The sequence below is a fragment of the Microbulbifer salipaludis genome, assembly GCF_017303155.1.
GTDB lineage: Bacteria > Pseudomonadota > Gammaproteobacteria > Pseudomonadales > Cellvibrionaceae > Microbulbifer > Microbulbifer salipaludis.
In genome coordinates this window covers 938,992-956,491 of sequence record NZ_JAEKJR010000002.1, presented here as the reverse complement: position 1 = coordinate 956,491, position 17,500 = coordinate 938,992, and the positions used below count along the sequence as shown (strand labels likewise).

17 protein-coding genes and 2 pseudogenes are annotated in these 17,500 nt (G+C 59.2%); 11 read left to right on the top strand and 8 right to left on the bottom strand.

What is annotated here, in order from left to right; all coding sequences use genetic code 11:
* Positions 1-36 precede the first annotated feature (36 nt).
* The 5 genes from dapC (at position 37) to dapE (ending at position 4,972) form a co-directional block, all read left to right on the top strand.
* Positions 37-1,212, top strand: a complete 1,176-nt coding sequence (gene dapC, locus JF535_RS09690) for a succinyldiaminopimelate transaminase (RefSeq protein ID WP_207001604.1) — start codon at positions 37-39, stop codon at positions 1,210-1,212.
* Positions 1,213-1,236: 24 nt separating this feature from the next.
* On the top strand, positions 1,237-1,905 hold the full coding sequence (gene nth / locus JF535_RS09685; RefSeq protein ID WP_242523780.1) for an endonuclease III: 669 nt from the start codon (positions 1,237-1,239) through the stop codon (positions 1,903-1,905).
* A gap of 39 nt (positions 1,906-1,944) precedes the next feature.
* Positions 1,945-2,289 (top strand): ArsC family reductase, encoded by a 345-nt coding sequence (locus JF535_RS09680; protein WP_207001602.1) that lies wholly within the window; start codon positions 1,945-1,947, stop codon positions 2,287-2,289.
* A gap of 66 nt (positions 2,290-2,355) precedes the next feature.
* Entirely contained in the window at positions 2,356-3,387 is a 1,032-nt protein-coding gene (dapD, locus tag JF535_RS09675) for a 2,3,4,5-tetrahydropyridine-2,6-dicarboxylate N-succinyltransferase (protein WP_207001601.1), read from the top strand.
* 454 nt (positions 3,388-3,841) lie between these two features.
* On the top strand, positions 3,842-4,972 hold the full coding sequence (dapE, locus tag JF535_RS09670; RefSeq protein WP_207001599.1) for a succinyl-diaminopimelate desuccinylase: 1,131 nt from the start codon (positions 3,842-3,844) through the stop codon (positions 4,970-4,972).
* An 83-nt stretch (positions 4,973-5,055) separates the two neighbouring features.
* Here dapE and JF535_RS09665 read toward each other — a convergent pair whose 3' ends face one another.
* From JF535_RS09665 to JF535_RS09655, 3 genes are all read right to left on the bottom strand, one after another.
* Complete coding sequence (locus JF535_RS09665; RefSeq protein ID WP_207001591.1) at positions 5,056-5,433, bottom strand: hypothetical protein; 378 nt, start codon at positions 5,431-5,433, stop codon at positions 5,056-5,058.
* Positions 5,434-5,439: 6 nt separating this feature from the next.
* Positions 5,440-5,991, bottom strand: coding sequence for a flavodoxin (locus JF535_RS09660; protein ID WP_207001589.1), 552 nt, complete (start codon positions 5,989-5,991; stop codon positions 5,440-5,442).
* A 241-nt stretch (positions 5,992-6,232) separates the two neighbouring features.
* Positions 6,233-6,730, bottom strand: a complete 498-nt coding sequence (locus JF535_RS09655; RefSeq protein ID WP_207001587.1) for a Spy/CpxP family protein refolding chaperone — start codon at positions 6,728-6,730, stop codon at positions 6,233-6,235.
* Positions 6,731-7,047: 317 nt separating this feature from the next.
* On the opposite strand from JF535_RS09655, the gene JF535_RS09650 reads away from it, so the two are divergent.
* The 3 genes from JF535_RS09650 to JF535_RS09640 all read left to right on the top strand — a co-directional run bounded on the left by JF535_RS09650 (position 7,048) and on the right by JF535_RS09640 (position 10,017).
* Positions 7,048-7,755: a response regulator transcription factor gene (locus JF535_RS09650; RefSeq protein WP_207001585.1), complete on the top strand. Its 708-nt coding sequence runs from the start codon at positions 7,048-7,050 to the stop codon at positions 7,753-7,755.
* Between the two features lie 9 nt (positions 7,756-7,764).
* Entirely contained in the window at positions 7,765-9,138 is a 1,374-nt protein-coding gene (locus tag JF535_RS09645; protein ID WP_207001582.1) for an ATP-binding protein, read from the top strand.
* A 171-nt stretch (positions 9,139-9,309) separates the two neighbouring features.
* Positions 9,310-10,017 carry an SRPBCC family protein gene (locus JF535_RS09640; RefSeq protein ID WP_207001580.1) on the top strand — a complete coding sequence of 236 codons (708 nt, stop codon included), beginning with the start codon at positions 9,310-9,312 and terminating at the stop codon, positions 10,015-10,017.
* A 347-nt stretch (positions 10,018-10,364) separates the two neighbouring features.
* Here JF535_RS09640 and rluB read toward each other — a convergent pair.
* The 5 genes and pseudogenes from rluB to JF535_RS09615 all read right to left on the bottom strand — a co-directional run.
* A pseudogene (gene rluB / locus JF535_RS09635) lies at positions 10,365-11,210 on the bottom strand (23S rRNA pseudouridine(2605) synthase RluB); the annotation flags it as partial.
* Positions 11,207-12,226: an SMC-Scp complex subunit ScpB gene (gene scpB, locus JF535_RS09630; protein ID WP_207001579.1), complete on the bottom strand. Its 1,020-nt coding sequence runs from the start codon at positions 12,224-12,226 to the stop codon at positions 11,207-11,209. The pseudogene rluB and the gene scpB, both read right to left, overlap by 4 nt.
* 236 nt (positions 12,227-12,462) lie before the next feature.
* Positions 12,463-13,386, bottom strand: a pseudogene (locus JF535_RS09625) (segregation and condensation protein A); the annotation flags it as partial.
* A gap of 114 nt (positions 13,387-13,500) precedes the next feature.
* Positions 13,501-14,124, bottom strand: coding sequence for an L-threonylcarbamoyladenylate synthase (locus JF535_RS09620; protein WP_207001577.1), 624 nt, complete (start codon positions 14,122-14,124; stop codon positions 13,501-13,503).
* A 131-nt stretch (positions 14,125-14,255) separates the two neighbouring features.
* The gene (locus tag JF535_RS09615) at positions 14,256-15,200 is read right to left on the bottom strand and encodes a PHP domain-containing protein (RefSeq protein WP_207001575.1); all 945 of its coding nucleotides are present in this window, start codon (positions 15,198-15,200) and stop codon (positions 14,256-14,258) included.
* A gap of 292 nt (positions 15,201-15,492) precedes the next feature.
* On the opposite strand from JF535_RS09615, the gene JF535_RS09610 reads away from it, so the two are divergent.
* From JF535_RS09610 to JF535_RS09600, 3 genes are all read left to right on the top strand, one after another.
* On the top strand, positions 15,493-16,245 hold the full coding sequence (locus JF535_RS09610) for a VC0807 family protein (protein ID WP_207001573.1): 753 nt from the start codon (positions 15,493-15,495) through the stop codon (positions 16,243-16,245).
* A gap of 64 nt (positions 16,246-16,309) precedes the next feature.
* Positions 16,310-16,609, top strand: coding sequence for a YciI family protein (locus tag JF535_RS09605; protein WP_207001565.1), 300 nt, complete (start codon positions 16,310-16,312; stop codon positions 16,607-16,609).
* Between the two features lie 80 nt (positions 16,610-16,689).
* Positions 16,690-17,373 (top strand): TIGR04211 family SH3 domain-containing protein, encoded by a 684-nt coding sequence (locus JF535_RS09600; protein ID WP_207001563.1) that lies wholly within the window; start codon positions 16,690-16,692, stop codon positions 17,371-17,373.
* Positions 17,374-17,500 lie beyond the last annotated feature (127 nt).

The following is a 17,500-nucleotide window of genomic DNA, read 5'->3' as shown; positions in this document are numbered from 1 at the left end:
CGCAGCCCCGAATAGCTTTGTATACAGACCAACAACATGAACCCGAATTTGCAACAGCTACAGCCCTACCCTTTCGCCAAACTGGCGACACTCAAGGAGGGGCTGGAACCGCCGGCGGCACTCAGCCATATCGCGCTGTCAATCGGCGAACCCAAACACACCCCGCCGGCCTTTGTGCGCGACGAGCTGATCGACAATCTGGACAAGCTCTCAGCCTACCCTCTCACCAAGGGGCTGGATGCACTGCGCGAAACCATAGCCCGCTGGCTATGCCAGCGCTTTCAGCTGGATCACGTCGACGCGGCCAGCCAGGTCATTCCGGTCAACGGAACCCGCGAAGCGCTGTTTGCGTTCGCGCAGGCGGTGGTATCGCCCGGTGCCAGGGTACTGATGCCCAATCCCTTCTACCAGATATACGAGGGCGCCGCGCTGCTGGCGGGCGCCACGCCACACTTCATCAATTGCAGTGCCGAAACCGGCTTCAAGCCAGACTTTGACGCGGTCCCTGAAACTGTCTGGCAGCAGTGCGAACTGCTGTACCTGTGCACGCCGGGCAACCCCACCGGCGCCCTGCTGGACATGGACGACCTGAAGCGCCTGATTGCCCTGGCCGATCGCTACCAGTTCACCATCGCGTCTGACGAGTGCTACTCGGAACTCTATTTCGATGAGACCAGCCCGCCCGCAGGCCTGCTACAGGCCTGTGCGGAGCTGGGCCGCGACGACTACCGCCGCTGCGTTGTGTTTCACAGCCTGTCAAAGCGCTCCAACCTGCCGGGCCTGCGGTCAGGCTTTGTCGCGGGCGATGCTGAGGTTCTGGAAAAATTCCTGCTCTACCGCACCTATCACGGCTGCGCCATGCCGGTGCCAACCCAGTACGCCTCCATCGCCGCCTGGCAAGACGAGCAGCACGTGAAGGAAAACCGCGCACTATACCGACAGAAATTCGATGCCGTACTGGACATTCTCGACGGCTGTCTGGATGTGCAGAAACCCGAAGCGAGTTTTTACCTGTGGCCCCGCGTGGGCGATGGCGAGGCATTTGCCCGCGAGCTGTTCCGCCAACAACATATTACCGTCCTCCCCGGTGCCTACCTGGCCCGCGAGGCCAACGGGGTAAACCCGGGCACGGAATATGTCCGTATGGCCCTGGTCGCCACCCTGGATGAATGTATCGAAGGGGCAAAACGCATCAAGCAGTTCTGCCGTTAAGCGCACCCCGCAAACGAATCGACAATGACCGCAAAGAATCTGTTAAAAAAAGAGCGCGTGGACTACGTGCTCAACCGGCTGGAAGAGCTCTACCCGGAAACGCCGGTCCCGCTGGACCACTTCGACGCCTACTCCCTGCTGGTGGCGGTACTGCTGTCGGCACAATGCACCGACGAACGGGTAAACCAGATTACGCCGGCCCTGTGGGCACTGGCAGACAACCCGTACGATATGGCCAAAGTACCGGTAGAGAAGATCCGCGAAGTCATCCGCCCTTGCGGACTGTCGCCGCAGAAATCGAAGGCCATCCAGAAACTCTCGGAAATTCTGGTCAACGAATACCACGGCCAGGTACCGGAGAATATGGCAGCACTGGAAACCCTTCCCGGTGTTGGCCACAAGACCGCAAGCGTGGTGATGGCGCAGGCCTTCGGCCACCCGGCATTTCCGGTGGACACCCACATCCACCGTCTGGCCCAGCGCTGGGGGCTCACCTCAGGAAAAAATGTGGTGCAGACTGAGAAAGACCTGAAGCGCTTATTCCCCAAGGAAAAGTGGAACAAACTGCACTTGCAGATCATTTTCTACGGACGCGAATACTGTAGCGCACGGGGCTGCGATGGTACCGTGTGTGAAATTTGCACCACCTGTTACCCTGCGCGCAAACACCCGAAAAAAATCAACAAAGCCTGAGCCCGTCCTCAGGACGATCAAACAGAGACAGGAAATTCCATGATTACCCTTTACGGCATCAAGAATTGCGACACCGTAAAAAAAGCGCGCAAGTGGCTCGAGCAGAACGATGTGGCGTACCGCTTTCACGACTTCCGCGAAGACGGCATGAGTGATGTTCCCCTGCAGCAATGGCTGCAGGAATTCGGCTGGGAACAGGTATTGAATCGGCGCTCCACCAGCTGGCGTGCGCTGAGCGACGCGCAAAAAAACGCAATGGACAACGGTAGTGCCGAGTCTCTGGCCAGCGAAACGCCCACCCTGATCAAACGCCCGGTCATGGCCCGGGGTGAAAACACCCTGTTCGGCTTCAAGGCCGATGACTACGCCCGCTTCGTCGAGTAGCGCAGTCCCCAGTCACCGTAATCTCGACTATGTGAAAAGAATCAGACTCAGGAAAAGGAAACCATCATGAGCAACGTATACAGCATCGGCTTTGGCGTCGGCACCTGCAACAGCAAGGGCGAGTGGCTCGAAGTCTACTTCCCACAACCTCTGCTGAACCCGGCAGACGCGGTTGCCAGTGCAGTTACCGGGACGCTGAACATTGAAGGCGGCAATGTCGCTGTGGCACTGGAGCAGGCGCAGTTACAACCGCTTGCCGAACAGCTGGAAAGCGCCGGCGCCAATGAGCAGGCCGAGATTCTGCGCCAGTTTGCCGGCAGCCAGCGTCCGCTGGTGGCGGTCGTCTTGCACAGCGATGACGCGCCACAGTCTGTACCCGAGTCCTACCTGAAGCTACACCTGCTGTCTCACCGCCTGGTAAAGCCGCACGGCACCAAACTGGACGGTATTTTTGGCCAGCTGGCAAACGTTGCCTGGACCAACCAGGGGGCAATCGATCTGGCAGAACTGCCCCAGCGTCAGCTGGAAGCGCGCTTGAAGGGTGAGTTGCTGGAAGTGTCCTGCGTGGACAAGTTCCCGAAAATGACCAACTACGTGGTACCCACCGGCGTGCGTATCGCACACACCGCTCGTGTTCGCCTGGGTGCTTACCTGGGCGAAGGCACCACTATCATGCACGAGGGGTTTGTTAACTTTAACGCAGGTACTGAAGGCCCGGGCATGATCGAAGGCCGCATCTCTGCTGGCGTATTCGTGGGTGCCGGCTCTGATCTGGGCGGTGGCAGCTCCACCATGGGCACCCTGTCCGGTGGTGGCAATATCGTAATTTCCCTGGGCGATGGCTGCCTGCTGGGCGCCAACGCCGGCACCGGTATCCCGCTGGGCGATCGCTGCACCGTTGAGTCCGGTCTGTACATCACCTCCGGCACTAAAGTTTCTGTGCTCGACGACAAAGGCGAAGTGGCAGAGTCCGTAAAAGCGCGCGACCTCGCTGGCAAGTCAGACCTGTTGTTCCGCCGCAACTCTGCCACTGGTGCGGTCGAGTGTTTGACCAACAAAAGTGCCGTCGAGTTGAACGCTGAGCTGCATAGCAACTGATTTTTTCGACGCTACCGGGTCCGTTTTTTTGACCCTCGTAGCGGCAAATCACCGGGTGGAGCCTTTCGGAATCGCTGTGAATACATCCCTGTACGCTCCGGCGGTGCCATCCATGGCACCGACGGTTCCGAAAGGCTCCACCCGGTGCTTCGCCTTCAGTCAACATTTTGCACTTCGAATTACAGCATCGGGCAACCAGCTGATCTAGTTCAATGCATAAAAGTTAGAAATACAGGCCTGGCTGGCGGTAACTCCTTGCTAGACGTTGATGAGCTGCGGGCGCCTTCGGCGTCCAAAGCGAATGCTTTGTCCGCGAGAGGGACCTCGCGGAAGAGCCCCCATGGATGGGTTGAGGGGGGACGCCTAGTCCGTGTCTCGCAAGGAGTCACCGCCAGCCGGGCCGCCACAAAATAGGAACAGTGCTCCCAAAACCACGGAGCCAAAAGACACCACAATGACCCCGACAATAAAGCTTACCTGCGACCTGATAAGTAAAAGATCCGTAACTCCAGAAGACGCTGGCTGTATGGAATTAATGCTCGAACGCCTGGAAAAAATCGGGTTCAAGACCGAACGCCTGCGCTTCGGTGATACCGATAACTTCTGGTCCGTGCGCGGCGAAGAGGGCCCACTGTTTGCTTTCGCCGGCCACACCGACGTGGTGCCAACCGGCCCGGAAGCAAACTGGAAATACCCACCGTTTGAACCACAAATCGTAGACGGCATGCTCTATGGCCGTGGCGCCGCGGATATGAAGGGCTCACTGGCCGCGATGGTCGTCGCCTGCGAAGAGTTTGTTGCCGCGCATCCAGATCACAAAGGCCGTATCGCGTTTCTGATTACCAGCGACGAAGAAGGCCCGGCCAAACACGGCACCGTGAAAGTGGTCGAATGGCTGGAAGAGCGGGGAGAGAAAATCGACTGGTGCCTGGTGGGCGAGCCTTCCAGTACCACCCTCGCCGGCGACGTCATCAAAAACGGGCGCCGCGGTTCACTGGGCCTCGAACTTACGGTGTTCGGCATTCAGGGCCATGTCGCCTACCCGCACCTGGCGGAAAATCCGGTACACAAGCTGGCGCCCGCACTGGCCGAACTGGCCGCTGAGGAATGGGATCAGGGCAACGATTTCTTCCCCGCCACCAGCTTTCAGGTCTCCAATATCAATGGCGGCACCGGAGCCACCAATGTGATTCCCGGCGATGTGAAAGTCGTGTGCAACTGGCGCTTCTCCACCGAAACCACCGCCGAGCAGCTGGAGAGCCGCGCCCGCGCAATTTTCGATAAACACGGCCTGAAGTACCAAGCCGACTTTAACCTGTCCGGCCAACCCTTCCTCACCGCAGAGGGCCCACTGGTGGAGTCCGCGCAGAAGGCCATCCGCACAGTCACCGGCCGCGAAACCGAACTGTCCACGGCCGGCGGCACCTCCGACGGCCGCTTTATCGCCCCCACCGGCGCACAGGTCGTAGAGCTCGGCCCGGTAAACGCCACCATTCACAAGGTAGATGAATGCGTGAAAGCGGAGGATCTCGATTTGGTTAAAGATATGTACCGCAAGATTCTGGCAGGACTTCTGGCCCGCTAGAAAAGACCAACAGGCACCCGAATAAGAACCCCCATAAAAAACGCGGCCAACAAGCCGCGTTTTTTATTTTACTATGCCTAAAGTCAGTGCAACCTGCCGTGGCGGGTGACCGGTGCCGGCGGTTCCGGCTCATCGAAGCCATGCGCCATGACGAAGTAGTATAGTACCTGCTCCTCGCCATCGGCTTCAGCCATCAGGTCAAAGATCACTTCGCCTTTCTCCCCGCGCGTCATGCGTACAGAGCTGACCAGGCCAGACTCGATAAAAACTTCGCCGATATAGCGCTTGCCCCGCACCAACTGCACCAGCAATGTGGTGGCGTTTTCTTCGGTAAAGCGCCAATGAAAATCATCGTCGTCGTACAGAATGGAATCCGGCGTGCCGGCGCGAAGAATGCAATTGCAGTGATCGGCCAGCCAGGGCCAAAAATCCTGCAGCGTCAGGGAATCAGTGTGCGGCATCGGTAATCAGTCCTCTAGCCGCACGACGCTTTCAGCGCCGCCTTCCAGCCCAAATTCTTCCGCAATCTGCTCACACCAGTCATTCAGTCGGGCGCCCGTAAGCTCCTCCTGCTGGTCTTCGTCGATGGCAAGGCCTACAAAAATATTCTGCCCCGGCACTTCTGCCTTGGAAGCTTCATACTCGTAACCTGAAGTTGGCCAGTGGCCAATGATCGCAGCACCGTTGGCCACAATCACATCGTGCAGCATGCCCATGGCATCGAGGAAGTAATCACCGTAACCAAACTGGTCGCCGAGGCCAAACAACGCCACGGTTTTACCAGTGAAGTCGATTTCCTGCACGTCTTCCCAGAAGTCCTCCCAGTCGGACTGAATCTGGCCAAAGTCCCAGGTGGGAATCCCAAAAATCAGTTGGTCATACTCACCAATCTCCAACTGGGTCACGTCGGCAATATCGTGAATATCCACCCGCTCCTCTCCCAGGCGCGCGGCGATACGCTGGGCGATGCCTTCGGTGTTACCTTCGTCACTACCGTAAAACAGGCCGATCTTGCTCACTGCTTCTCCTCAACTGCCAGATGCTCCCGCGAATCCAAATCGACCGCGGCAGGTTGCCGGGAGCGATACCGCGCCCGATGGGGCGGCATTTTCCCAACAATAGCCGGGTACAGCAAGGTGCAGGCCGGGCTCACGGCATCCCACACAAAAAAGCCCCGTACGAGACGGGGCGTCAGGTATAGCCCACCAGCAGTTGGGGTAAACGCCAGCGAGCCGATCGGATGGTCTGGGGGTTGGAGGGTTAACCTTCGTCTTTCTTCCAGCGTTCCATGCGCTTCTCACGGTGAGCCTTGCGCTCGGCCTGCAGTTCCGCCAGTTTTGCCCGCTGCTCGTCGGTCAGAATGGACTCCAACTGCATGCGTCTCTGATGCATGCGCTGCACTTTCTGGACTTCGAGCTGGCCGATTTTCGCGCCAAGTGCGTCGAGCGTAGCCTGATCGGCCCCTGCCTCGACGGCCTCACGCAGCTGACTGCGGGCTTCACGCGCCGCCTGGCGCTGGGCCTTGTGCTGCTCTTTGGTAGCCTCGCGGTCTGCCTTCAGCTGCGCCTTCTGGCCCTCGGTCAACTGCAGCTCTTCGGCCATGCGCTCGAACATTCTCTCCCGATGGTGGCCACCGCCGTGATGCGCTTTGTGACCGCGATGTCCCTCGCCGGCCTCTGGAGAGGCCAATACCATGCCTGAAGTGCTGAGGGCAGTGCCCAGGACCAGGCTGCCTGCCAGTGCTTTCCATTTGTTCATACGTGTTTCCTCAAGTGATGCCGATTGACGATACCGGCCGCCGGTATCCCTTATTTCAACCAGTGTTTTGGCGATTGCTTTGCCGTGTTGCTGCGCTATCCGTTTAGCAACTCGCGGCACGTGTTTTCCGAGTCGATAGATGCATACTAGGCTCACGCTCTGTAAACAGGGGATAACGGCGGTAAACATTTGTTAAGAACGGTAAAACACGCAAAACCTTTCCCCGAAAACCGCTGGCCCTGCGCATATAATTCTTCCAGGGCACCAACTCCTACACACTCGCACGTAATTCAAAGTAACCGGATAACCGCACACCTATGAGCCATATCCTGCTGGTCGACGACGACACCGAACTGACAGAGCTGCTGCAAGAGTTTCTTGTTGGGGAGGGCTTTGAAGTCACCGTAGCCAATGATGGCGGCCGCGGTCTTGAGCTGGCCCGCAGCCAGCCCTTCGATGCCCTGGTGCTGGACGTGATGCTGCCCGTGCACAACGGCTTCGAGGTGCTGCGAAAGCTGCGTGAGGATGCCGGTAACCCGGGGCACTCGCTGCCGGTGGTCATGTTGACCGCCAAGGGCGACACGGTAGACCGCATCGTCGGCCTGGAAATGGGGGCCGACGACTATTTACCCAAACCCTGCAACCCCCGCGAGCTGGCCGCACGGTTGCGCGCCATTCTGCGACGTGGGCGCACTGCCGTAGAGGCAGATGACGACAATCTCACCAGTGGCCCCCTGCGCCTTCTGCCCCGGGAGCATCAGTGCTTCTGGGATGACCAGAGCGTCGGCCTGACCGGTGCAGAATTTTCCGTACTCCGGGTGCTAGTAGAAAGCGCTGGTGAAGTGGTCAGTAAGGAAGTTCTCACCGAACAGGCGCTGGGGCGGAAGTTGATGCCCTACGATCGTTCCATTGATGTCCACGTCAGTAACATCCGCAAGAAACTCGCCGAGCAGGGTGCTAGCCGCGACTTGATCATCAACATCCGCGGGGCCGGATATATGCTCACGCGCAGCCAGGGGCATTAAGGACGGGTGATGAGCAGTCTGTTTGGGCGAATCTTTTTTGGGGCCTGGCTTACCGCGGTGATTATGGTGCTGGCCGCCGTTTATATTACCCACATCCGCGAGTTTGGGGATCCGGCACAGCAAGATCGCTGGGAAGGTCCGGCACTGTTCCGTGAAATTACCCGCAACCTACGCATGACCCGCCGCCACGGTACCGAACACTTCCGTCACTGGCTGGAGCGCCAGCCAGACGACGTGCGCAACAGGATCTTTGCCATCGACCGCAGCGGGGCGGAAATCCTCGCGCGCCCTATTCCTCCATCCATGGCCCCGCTGTTCGGCGCGCTCAATTATCGCAATCGCGAGGCCCACGGCCTGGTGGATAAAAAACCCAGCGTGGCCTTTTTCGTACCCCAGCGCGGCACCGACCATCTTCGGGTGGTCTTCATTGCCGGCAAAAGCGAGGGCGAGCTGTTACTGCGCTTCATCCTGCGTAGCTTCTGGCCAATTCTGGTACTCGCCACCCTGGCCTCGGGGCTCGCCTGTTATTGGCTGGCCCGCTACCTGAGCAAGCCCCTCGACAATCTGCGGGTTGCCACTCGTCGGGTGGCCGCCGGAGACCTGAGCTACCGGGTCGCTCCCACCTTGCGCGGTCACGGCCGGGAGCTGGGCGAGCTGGCGGCGGATTTCGATTCCATGACATCCCAACTTCAGGAATCCATGGGCGAACAACGCCGGCTGATCAAGGATGTGTCCCACGAACTCCGCTCTCCGCTGGCGCGCCTGCAGGTAGCCCTGGGTATCGCGCGCCAGAAAAATGTACAAGCGCTGGACCCGGAGCTGGACAAAATCGGCAAGGCCGCGGATTACCTCGAAGACATCATCGCAGACATACTGTCGCTGCCGGTGAGTGGCAGTGATGAGCGCCCTCTGGATGACGTTGTGGAAATCAATGGCCTACTCGCCGCACTGACTGACGACCTGAAAGACGAAGCCCGTGAAAAAAACGTGCGTTTCGATACCCGCAGCGACGATCTCGAACTACTGGTAGCCACCCGCGGCAGCTCGCTCACCGCCGCCCTAGAAAATATTCTGCGCAATGCCATCAAGTACAGTGAGGAGGGTGGCCGTATCGCGGTGGAGATCGCGCACAGTGAGGGCCAGTGCAGTATCCAGGTTACCGACTCCGGCAACGGCGTACCCGATTCCGAGTTACAGGCCATCTTTCGGCCCTTCTACCGCACCGATGAAGCCCGCAGCCGTGAAAGCGGCGGCTTTGGCCTCGGGCTGGCCATCGCCCAGCGCACCGTTGCCCAGCACCACGGGGCAATTGAAGCTTTCAATGTTCCTAACGCGGGCCTGGGGATTCGCATGACCTTACCACTGCTCGACAACACCTTTTGAGGTGCCCGGCAAAACGCCGTGCTTTAAAACAGCGCTGCTGGCGAACGATCACACCAACCAGTACACTCGCAGAACACCGATGTACTCGCTGCCGCCTTCGATGATGAGGGCGGAACACAGAATGCCGCCTGCAGCAGGCGGCATTCACGGAACTGACTGGGGGAATCCATCGTGCGCTGGTTACTGTACATTCTTATATTGATCGCCCTGCTGGTACTCGCCGGCTTTTTATTTCCACGCGTAGCAACCACCGAACGCAGCGTCTACATCGCTGAGCCACCACAAGTGGTATTCCCCTACCTGAACAATTTCCGCAATTTCAACAAGTGGTCCCCCTGGCACCATATCGACCCTGGCACCCAATATACCTACGAAGGATTCCCGGAGGGCAATGGCGCAGTGATGAAGTGGACCAGCGACGACCCCAATGTCGGCAACGGATCCCAGACGATCACCGCCAGTGAACCCTACTCCCGGGTTGCCACCGATCTGGATTTTGGCTCTCAGGGACAGGCCAAGGCCGAGTTCACCCTGCAACCACAGGGCAGTGGTACCAATGTGACCTGGTCTTTCTCTTCAGAAATGGGCGGCAGCCCCATTGCTCGCTGGATGGGGTTACTGGTGTCCCGAATGGTCGGACAGTCTTATCAGCAGGGTTTGCAGAAACTGAAAACGGTGGTGGAAAAAGAAGCCGGCAATACCGGCCAGGATGGGCCCGATACCTCTATACCTGCACCGACCCCCGCTGAACCCGGCACACTCGAACCTGAAAATGTCGACCCGGATATGGAAAACCAGATCATCGAGGGCGATGACATTGAACAGCCAGACACCGATGGGGATGCGCTGGAAGACTTCGATCGGGAAGAACAACCCTGAGCCCCCGAGTACACCTACCGCGGGAAATTTCAGACACAAAAAAGGCAGCCTAAGCTGCCTTTTTTATTGCCGCACGAAACGCCTGAAAACTAACGCCCTCGACGAGACGGCTTCACGCTGTTTTTCTTCGCCGGAGCTTTTCCACGTGTATCCTTCGCGCGTGTATCCTTCGCGCGTGTATCCTTCCCACGAGCTTCCTTACCTCGTGGCTCGTTGCCACGCAGGTCTTTGCGCCCCCGGGGTTCCTTTTCGTGAGCGGCCTTGGCAGCCCCCGCCTTCGCCGCAGTACTTTTACCTGCGCTACTCGTTGCCGCAACGGATTTGCCAGACGCACTTTTGACCGGCGCCCTGGCACTTGCCGGTGCTGGCGATTTACGCAGTTTGCGCCGCTGGCGCTGCAGAGTTTCTTTTTCCGCCTGAGTCAGTGGCCGCTGCCCCAGCTTCGGCAGCCCGGCAGTCACACATAGGTCATCAATTTCCTTCGGCTCCATTTCAACCCATTGGCCGACCCGCACATGTGACGGGATAAACACACTGCCATAGCGCACGCGCTTCAGACGGCTCACCCGCACACCCTGGGACTCCCACAGGCGACGCACTTCACGGTTGCGCCCTTCCATCACAACACAGTAGAACCAGCGGTTGGTGCCTTCGCCGCCACTTTCCACAATGTCGGTGAAGCGCGCCTGGCCATCATCCAGCAACACACCTTTGGTGAGACGTTTCTTCATTTCATCGTCCACCTGCCCCTGGATACGCACCAGGTACTCGCGGTCGATCACAGAAGACGGATGCATCAGCTTGTTGGCCAGCTCACCGCTATTGGTGAACAGCAGCAACCCGCTGGTATTGAAGTCCAGGCGGCCCACAGAAATCCAGCGACCGCTCTTCAGGCGCGGCAACCGATCGTAGACCGTGGGGCGCCCTTCCGGGTCGTGACGGGAACAGATTTCGCCGATCGGCTTGTTGTACAAAATAACGCGCAGGCGGTTTTCTTCACCACCCGGCAAGCGCTTGCCATCAAATTCCACGAGATCATCGTCGGTGACCCGCTCGCCCAATCCGGCGACTTCACCATTGACGGTGACCCGCCCTGCTTCGATAGCACGCTCCATTTCCCGGCGCGAACCAAGGCCCGCGCGAGCCAACACTTTTTGCAGTTTTTCGCCCGCTGGCGCTGCGTCATTACTCATGAATTGAGGTTTTCCGGGGATTTGTTTTCATCTTCATCGCTGCATTGCTGCTCGGGTGAGTCCTCTGCGGCTGCCGTTTCATCCGGCTGCTCCGGCAGAGGTTGGTCCTGGTCTATGGGTTGCAGGTCTGCCTCGATTTGCTGGCTTTCCGCAGTAGCCTCAGAATCCTCGCCGACTGGGTCGTGTGATGGGGCGAGATCGGCTTGCAGGTCTTCCGCTTCTTCAGCGTAGCCTTCTACTGCGGGCTGCTGAACGTTTTCTGCTTCTGCGTCAGGGGATTCGCCGCGATCTGCCTCGTCGATTTCTTCGTCTGAAAGCTGCTCCGCTTCACCCTCACTCGCCAGATCCTCGGCGGCTGCCGCATCCGCGGCCTGACTGCCGTTTTCTGCTATCTCTGTTCCCTCTATTCCTTCTGCACCCTCGGCTTCAGCCGGCTCGGCTGGAGCCGCGCCCTCACCGAGGTCGAGTGCCGCATTCAGGCTGTCGATATCGCGAATTTCTGCCAGTGTCGGCAGGTCATCCAGGCTCTTGAGATTGAAGTAGTCGAGAAACTCTCTGGTAGTGGCATACAGCGCCGGCTTGCCCGGTACGTCACGATGCCCAACCACTTTGATCCAACTGCGTTCCGAAAGGCTTTTCACGATATGTGAACTCACCGCTACACCGCGAATTTCCTCGATATCACCGCGCGTAATCGGCTGGCGATAGGCAATAATCGCGAGGGTCTCCAGAGTGGCACGGGAATACTTCTGGGGCTTTTCTTCCCAGAGTTTGTTTACCCAGGGCGCGAGGTCCTCCGGCACCTGGAATCGCCAGCCGCTGGCAACCTGCTTGAGTTCAAAACCACGCTCTGCGCAGTTCTCCGCGATCTGCTCAAGTGCTTCACGCAGCACGGCCTTTTCAGGGCGCTCGCCCTCCTCGATCAGGCCGAGCAAGCGGTCTTCTGACAGCGGCTGTGCCGCTGCCAGCAATGCGCCTTCAACAATCCGGCGCAGTAGTTCCGGGGCAATAGTCATCTAATTGCGTTCACTTACTATTGGCTAAACAGCGACGGGGCTGGTTCAGCTTCGGGTTCTTGTTCGCTATCCGCTGCCGACGTAGCGGATGTTTCAACGTCGGCCGTGCCTTCAGCCGCTAAAAAGTCATCAGGGCCGGCGGCGCCATCAACGCCTGCATCGTCACCTGCGACATCCTCGATTTCCGCGTCCGCGCGCCCTTCATCGCCTGCTTCATCATCGGATGACTGCTCTACCTCGCCACGGGCACGCACGTGAATCGGGCCAAAGGGATCGTTCTGCACCAGTTCCAGCAGGGACTCTTTGACGAGTTCCATGACGGCGAGGAAGGTAACCACTACGCCCAACCGCCCCTCTTCGGCACGGAACAGGCTGACAAAGGGCACAAACTGGCGGTGGCGGATCTTGTCCAGCACCTGGGTCATACGCTCGCGGGTGGAGAGCTTTTCTTTCTCTACCTGATGGCTCTCAAACATGTCCGCGCGACGCAGCACATCGGCGAGCGCCACCAGCACTTCTTTCAGGTCTACTTCCGGCTCTGGGCGGGTAAGCTTGCGATCAGGGCCCGCGGCGCTGGCCTGATGGATTTCGCGGCCCATACGCGGCAGCGCATCGACATCTTCCGCGGCCGTTTTAAAGCGCTCGTATTCCTGCAGGCGCCGGATCAATGCGGCGCGAGGGTCTTCGCCCTCCTCTTCTTCGGCCTCCGGTGGGCGCGGTAGCAACATGCGCGACTTGATCTCGGCCAGCATGGCCGCCATCACCAGATATTCTGCCGCCAGCTCGAAGCGGATAGCGGTCATCATGTCCACGTAGGTCATGTACTGGCGGGTGATATCCGCAACATTGATCTCGAGGATATCGAGGTTTTGCCGGCGAATCAGATACAGCAGCAGGTCGAGGGGGCCTTCGAAAGCCTCCAGAATGACTTCCAGCGCGTCCGGTGGGATATACAGATCGCTCGGGAGATCGGTAAACGCCTTGCCTTCCACCATGGCAAACGGCATTTCGCCCTGGCGAGGCCCCTGAGCTCCCGGGGACTCGGCCGGGCTTTGCGGCGCGGCGGCATCGCTTTCTGGTGGCGCTTCGGTTCCGTTCCCGGCCTCCGCGTGTTCCGTCTCGACAACGGCCTCACCAGGGCCGGAAAGGGTTTCACCCACGGCATCGTCAACACCACCAGCCTCAGCCGGGGCGACCGCGATTGCTTCTTCTACTTCTTCACTGGACACACTGCAGTCCTTCGGCAAAACCAAACGGGCGATTATACATCAGTGTCAGCCGAGAATTTCATCAATCGCACCGCAGCCCTGACGCACCAGTACTGCCGAATCGCCGGTGAGATCGACCACCGTCGTGGCTTCCAGGCCGCAGAAGCCGCCGTCGATTACCAGCTCAACCTGATGTTCCAGGGTTTCGCGGATATCGTAGGGGTCGGTAAGCGGCTGCTCGTCACCGGGCATGATAAGGCTGCAGCTCATCAGGGGCTCGCCCAGCTCGGCGATCAATCCCTGCACAATGGCGTTATCCGGAACCCGCAAACCAATGGTCTTGCGCTTCGGATGCAACAGGCGGCGCGGCACCTCGGAGGTGGCCGGCATGATGAATGTGTAGGGCCCGGGGGTATGGTTCTTCAACAGGCGAAACATCTGGTTGTCCACTTTGGCATAACTGGCCAGCTCGGACAGATCCCGGCACATCAGGGTGAAATTGTGATTTTTATCCAGCTGGCGCAGGGCGCGTATGCGCTCCAGCGCCAGCTTGTCCCCCAACCGACAGCCAATGGCATAGGCCGAGTCAGTCGGAAATACGATGACACCACCGGCGGAAATAATGTCGGCCGCCTGGGTAATCAGGCGAGACTGAGGATTATCCGGGTGAATCTGGAAGAACTGCGCCACTGCGACCCCCTGAAGACAAAAGAGAAACGTCCAAAATCCCTTGGACCTGAATGCCGCCAGTTTGCCACAAACACCCGCTGCCTGGCAGCTATCCATCCTTCAGCCACGCCCATCGTGCTGGAGAACTGTACTTAGCGGTCAGTCCCCTGACCACGCCACAAGCCCCACACCGGCTCAACACCTGCAGGCAGGCGCACACTACCCAGCGCTCGCCAGGACTGATCAGGCTGATGGAAGTCACTGCCCAGCGATGCTAACAGGGGCCTCTCCACGTTCCCATCCACCCCACTTGCCGCATCCACTCGCGCCACCAGCGATTGGATCTCGCGAGTCTGCACGGGGTTTTGCTGACCGCACACCAGCTCTACCGCATCGCCACCGGCGCGTTTGAAGTCAGTCAGCAGCGCCTGCAACCGGGTCCGGGTCAGGCCGTATTTCAGCGGGTGTGCCAGCACCGAGGCGCCGCCACTCGCGCGGATACTGGCCAGCGTTTCCGCGAGTTCGGGCCAGGGCACGATGACATCACCGATCTTTCCGGCTCCCAGATAGCGCTTGAAGGCCTTTGCCGTATCGCTCACATGCCCGGCGTCCACCATCCAGCGGGCAAAATGCGGCCGCCCGATCACGGCGCCGTTTGCCAGTGCGCTTGCACCCTCGTAGGCACCACTAAATCCACGTTTTTCCAGCCGCTCGGCAATCTGAACCGCCCGCGCCTGGCGCAAATCGTCGCGCACGGCAATCGCGCTTTGGAGCGCCGTGGCTTCACAGTCAACATTTAACCCCACAATGTGCACCACCCGCCGGCCCCAGCGTGCGGTGAGCTCAATCCCCGGCATCAGAGCCAGCCCCTGACGGTCGGCCTCCTCCCGCGCCTCCGCTATCCCCGCAACGGTATCGTGGTCGGTTAGCGCCAATAATGTCACACCGGAGGATTTCGCCCTCGACACCAGCGCCGCAGGGCTTAAAATACCGTCCGACGCTGAGCTGTGGCAGTGCAGGTCGATCTGACCGGCAAGCGCTTCCGCAGTCAGCCAAGGGCGAGCAGCCGGTGTTTTTTCAGGGGCAGTTGAGGCCATACTTAAACTTCGTTGTTGAGTAGCGGTGAGTTTTAAAACTCTGTTCCCATATACGGGCCAAAGCTGGAAAAAGCGGCGAGCATCGTGCAAGCAGGTGCCACTCAGGACGGAACCTCTGTACCGCTGCGCTGTCCCAACAATGTTAGGGCGCCAGACACAGGGTGTGGCCTTCACCGGCCCTCAAGCGCCAGACCGGCCCACCGGTTTCAGGGATAAGCCCCCGCGAACGGGGATCCACTTTCGCCGCTGACAGCTGTACGTCAGCCAGCGGGCATTATCACCGGAACAGACCATGACCGATACCAACCAGAGCAATACCGGCCACGCCGCCACCTCCGACGAGCTGGCGGCGGCGAATCAGGCTCCCAAGAAAGAGAGCCTGCTGGCCAACCTGGCACTCAATATCATCATTCCCACCCTGATCCTGACCAAGCTGTCTGGCGATGACTGGCTGGGCACCAAGTGGGCCATTGTGGTGGCGCTGGCGTTTCCCTTCGGTTACGGGCTGCGCGACTTGCTGCGCTCCGGCAAGGTCAACTTCTTCTCCGCGCTCGGAATCGTCAGTATCCTGCTGACCGGCGGCATCAGCCTGCTGGAGCTGGATGCAAAATACATTGCCATTAAAGAAGCGGCTATTCCCGGCCTGCTGGGCGTCGCCACCATTTGCAGCCTGTACACCCGCTGGCCGCTGGTGCGCACCCTGATCTACAACGACCGGATCCTCGACACCGGCAAGGTCACCCGCGCCCTGAGCGCCAAAGGCAACGAATCCGCGTTTGACCGCACCCTGCAGCAGGCCTCGTGGATGATCGCCGGCTCCTTCTTTCTTTCATCGACACTCAATTACATTCTTGCCGAAGTGTTACTCAAGAGCCCGCCCGGCACCGCGGCCTTCAACGAAGAGCTCGGTAAAATGACCGCGCTCAGCTTCCCGGTAATTGCGCTTCCGGCCACCATCATCCTGATGCTGGTGCTGGTGTTCCTGTTTCGCCGCATCGGCAAGCTCACCGGACTGAAGCTCGAAGAGATTTTGGTACAGCAATAAAAGTGCCTGCGGCAAAAAACGCAGCCAATTGATAAAAACGGAACTCAGGAAACAGAAATTAATTATGTGGTACGCCATTATCAGCCAGGATGTGGAAAACAGCTTACCCCTGCGCAAATCCGCCCGGCCCGAGCACATTGCTCGCCTGAATGCACTCAAGGACCAGGGGCGCCTACTGATTGCCGGGCCACACCCGGCCATCGACAGCGAAGACCCGGGTGAAGCCGGTTTTACCGGCAGCCTGGTGGTGGCTGAGTTCCCATCCCTGGACGCTGCCAAAGCCTGGGCAGATGCCGACCCCTACATGGAAGCCGGCGTCTACTCAGCAGTGACCGTCAAGCCCTACAAGCTGGTGCTGCCCTGATCTCCGGATCCGCGCCGCCCAGAAAGTAGTCCCGAACGCTTTCACGCACGAAAAAATTTAGATCCGATTTATTCCAGACCATGAAAAAGTTATTCAGCACCCTTGCCGCCACCCTGATTGCCGTCGCGGCCAGTCACAGCCAAGCGATCAGTTCCGAGCGCTACATTACCGATGAGCTGCACGTTCCCATGCGTTCCGGCCAGGGTAACGAATTCCGTATTTTGCACCGTGGGCTGCCCAGCGGCACCAAGCTCACCCTGCTGCAAGACTCCCCGGACACCGGCTGGGCTCAGGTCCGCACCCCGGGCGGTGAAGAGGGCTGGGTGCGCCGTCAGTACCTGGAAGAGGAGCCCGTGGCCAAGCTGAAGCTGGCCCAGGCAGAAGCGCGCCTGCAGCATATCGAAAGCCTGCAGGGCAACCTGGGCGGTGAGGTGCGCCGGCTGGAAGATACCAATACCAAACTGACCACCGCCCTGAAAGCGGAACAGGAGCGCGCCACGGCACTGGCCAAGGAACTGAAGGAGCTCAAGTCGCTCTCCTCGGACGCCGTGGCACTGAACCAGCGCCACCAGAAGCTGCTGCACCAGCACGAATTACTGAAACAGAAACAGGCCATGAGCCAGGCTGAAATCCAGCGCCTATCGGGCAGCGAGACCCACAAGTGGTATATGTATGGTGCCCTTTCTGTTTTGATGGGTGCCATCCTTGCCATGGCAGCCCCCCACTTCCGGCCACGCAAGCGTCATTCCGAGTGGGCAAACTGACAGACTGGTTTCCCACAACAGGGGCAACGGTTAGAATTTCGTAACCGGCATTTTGTATGAGACACCAGATTGGCCCGGTCACAGACCGGGCTTTTTCGTTTTAGAAAAAAGATAACCAGAGACCACC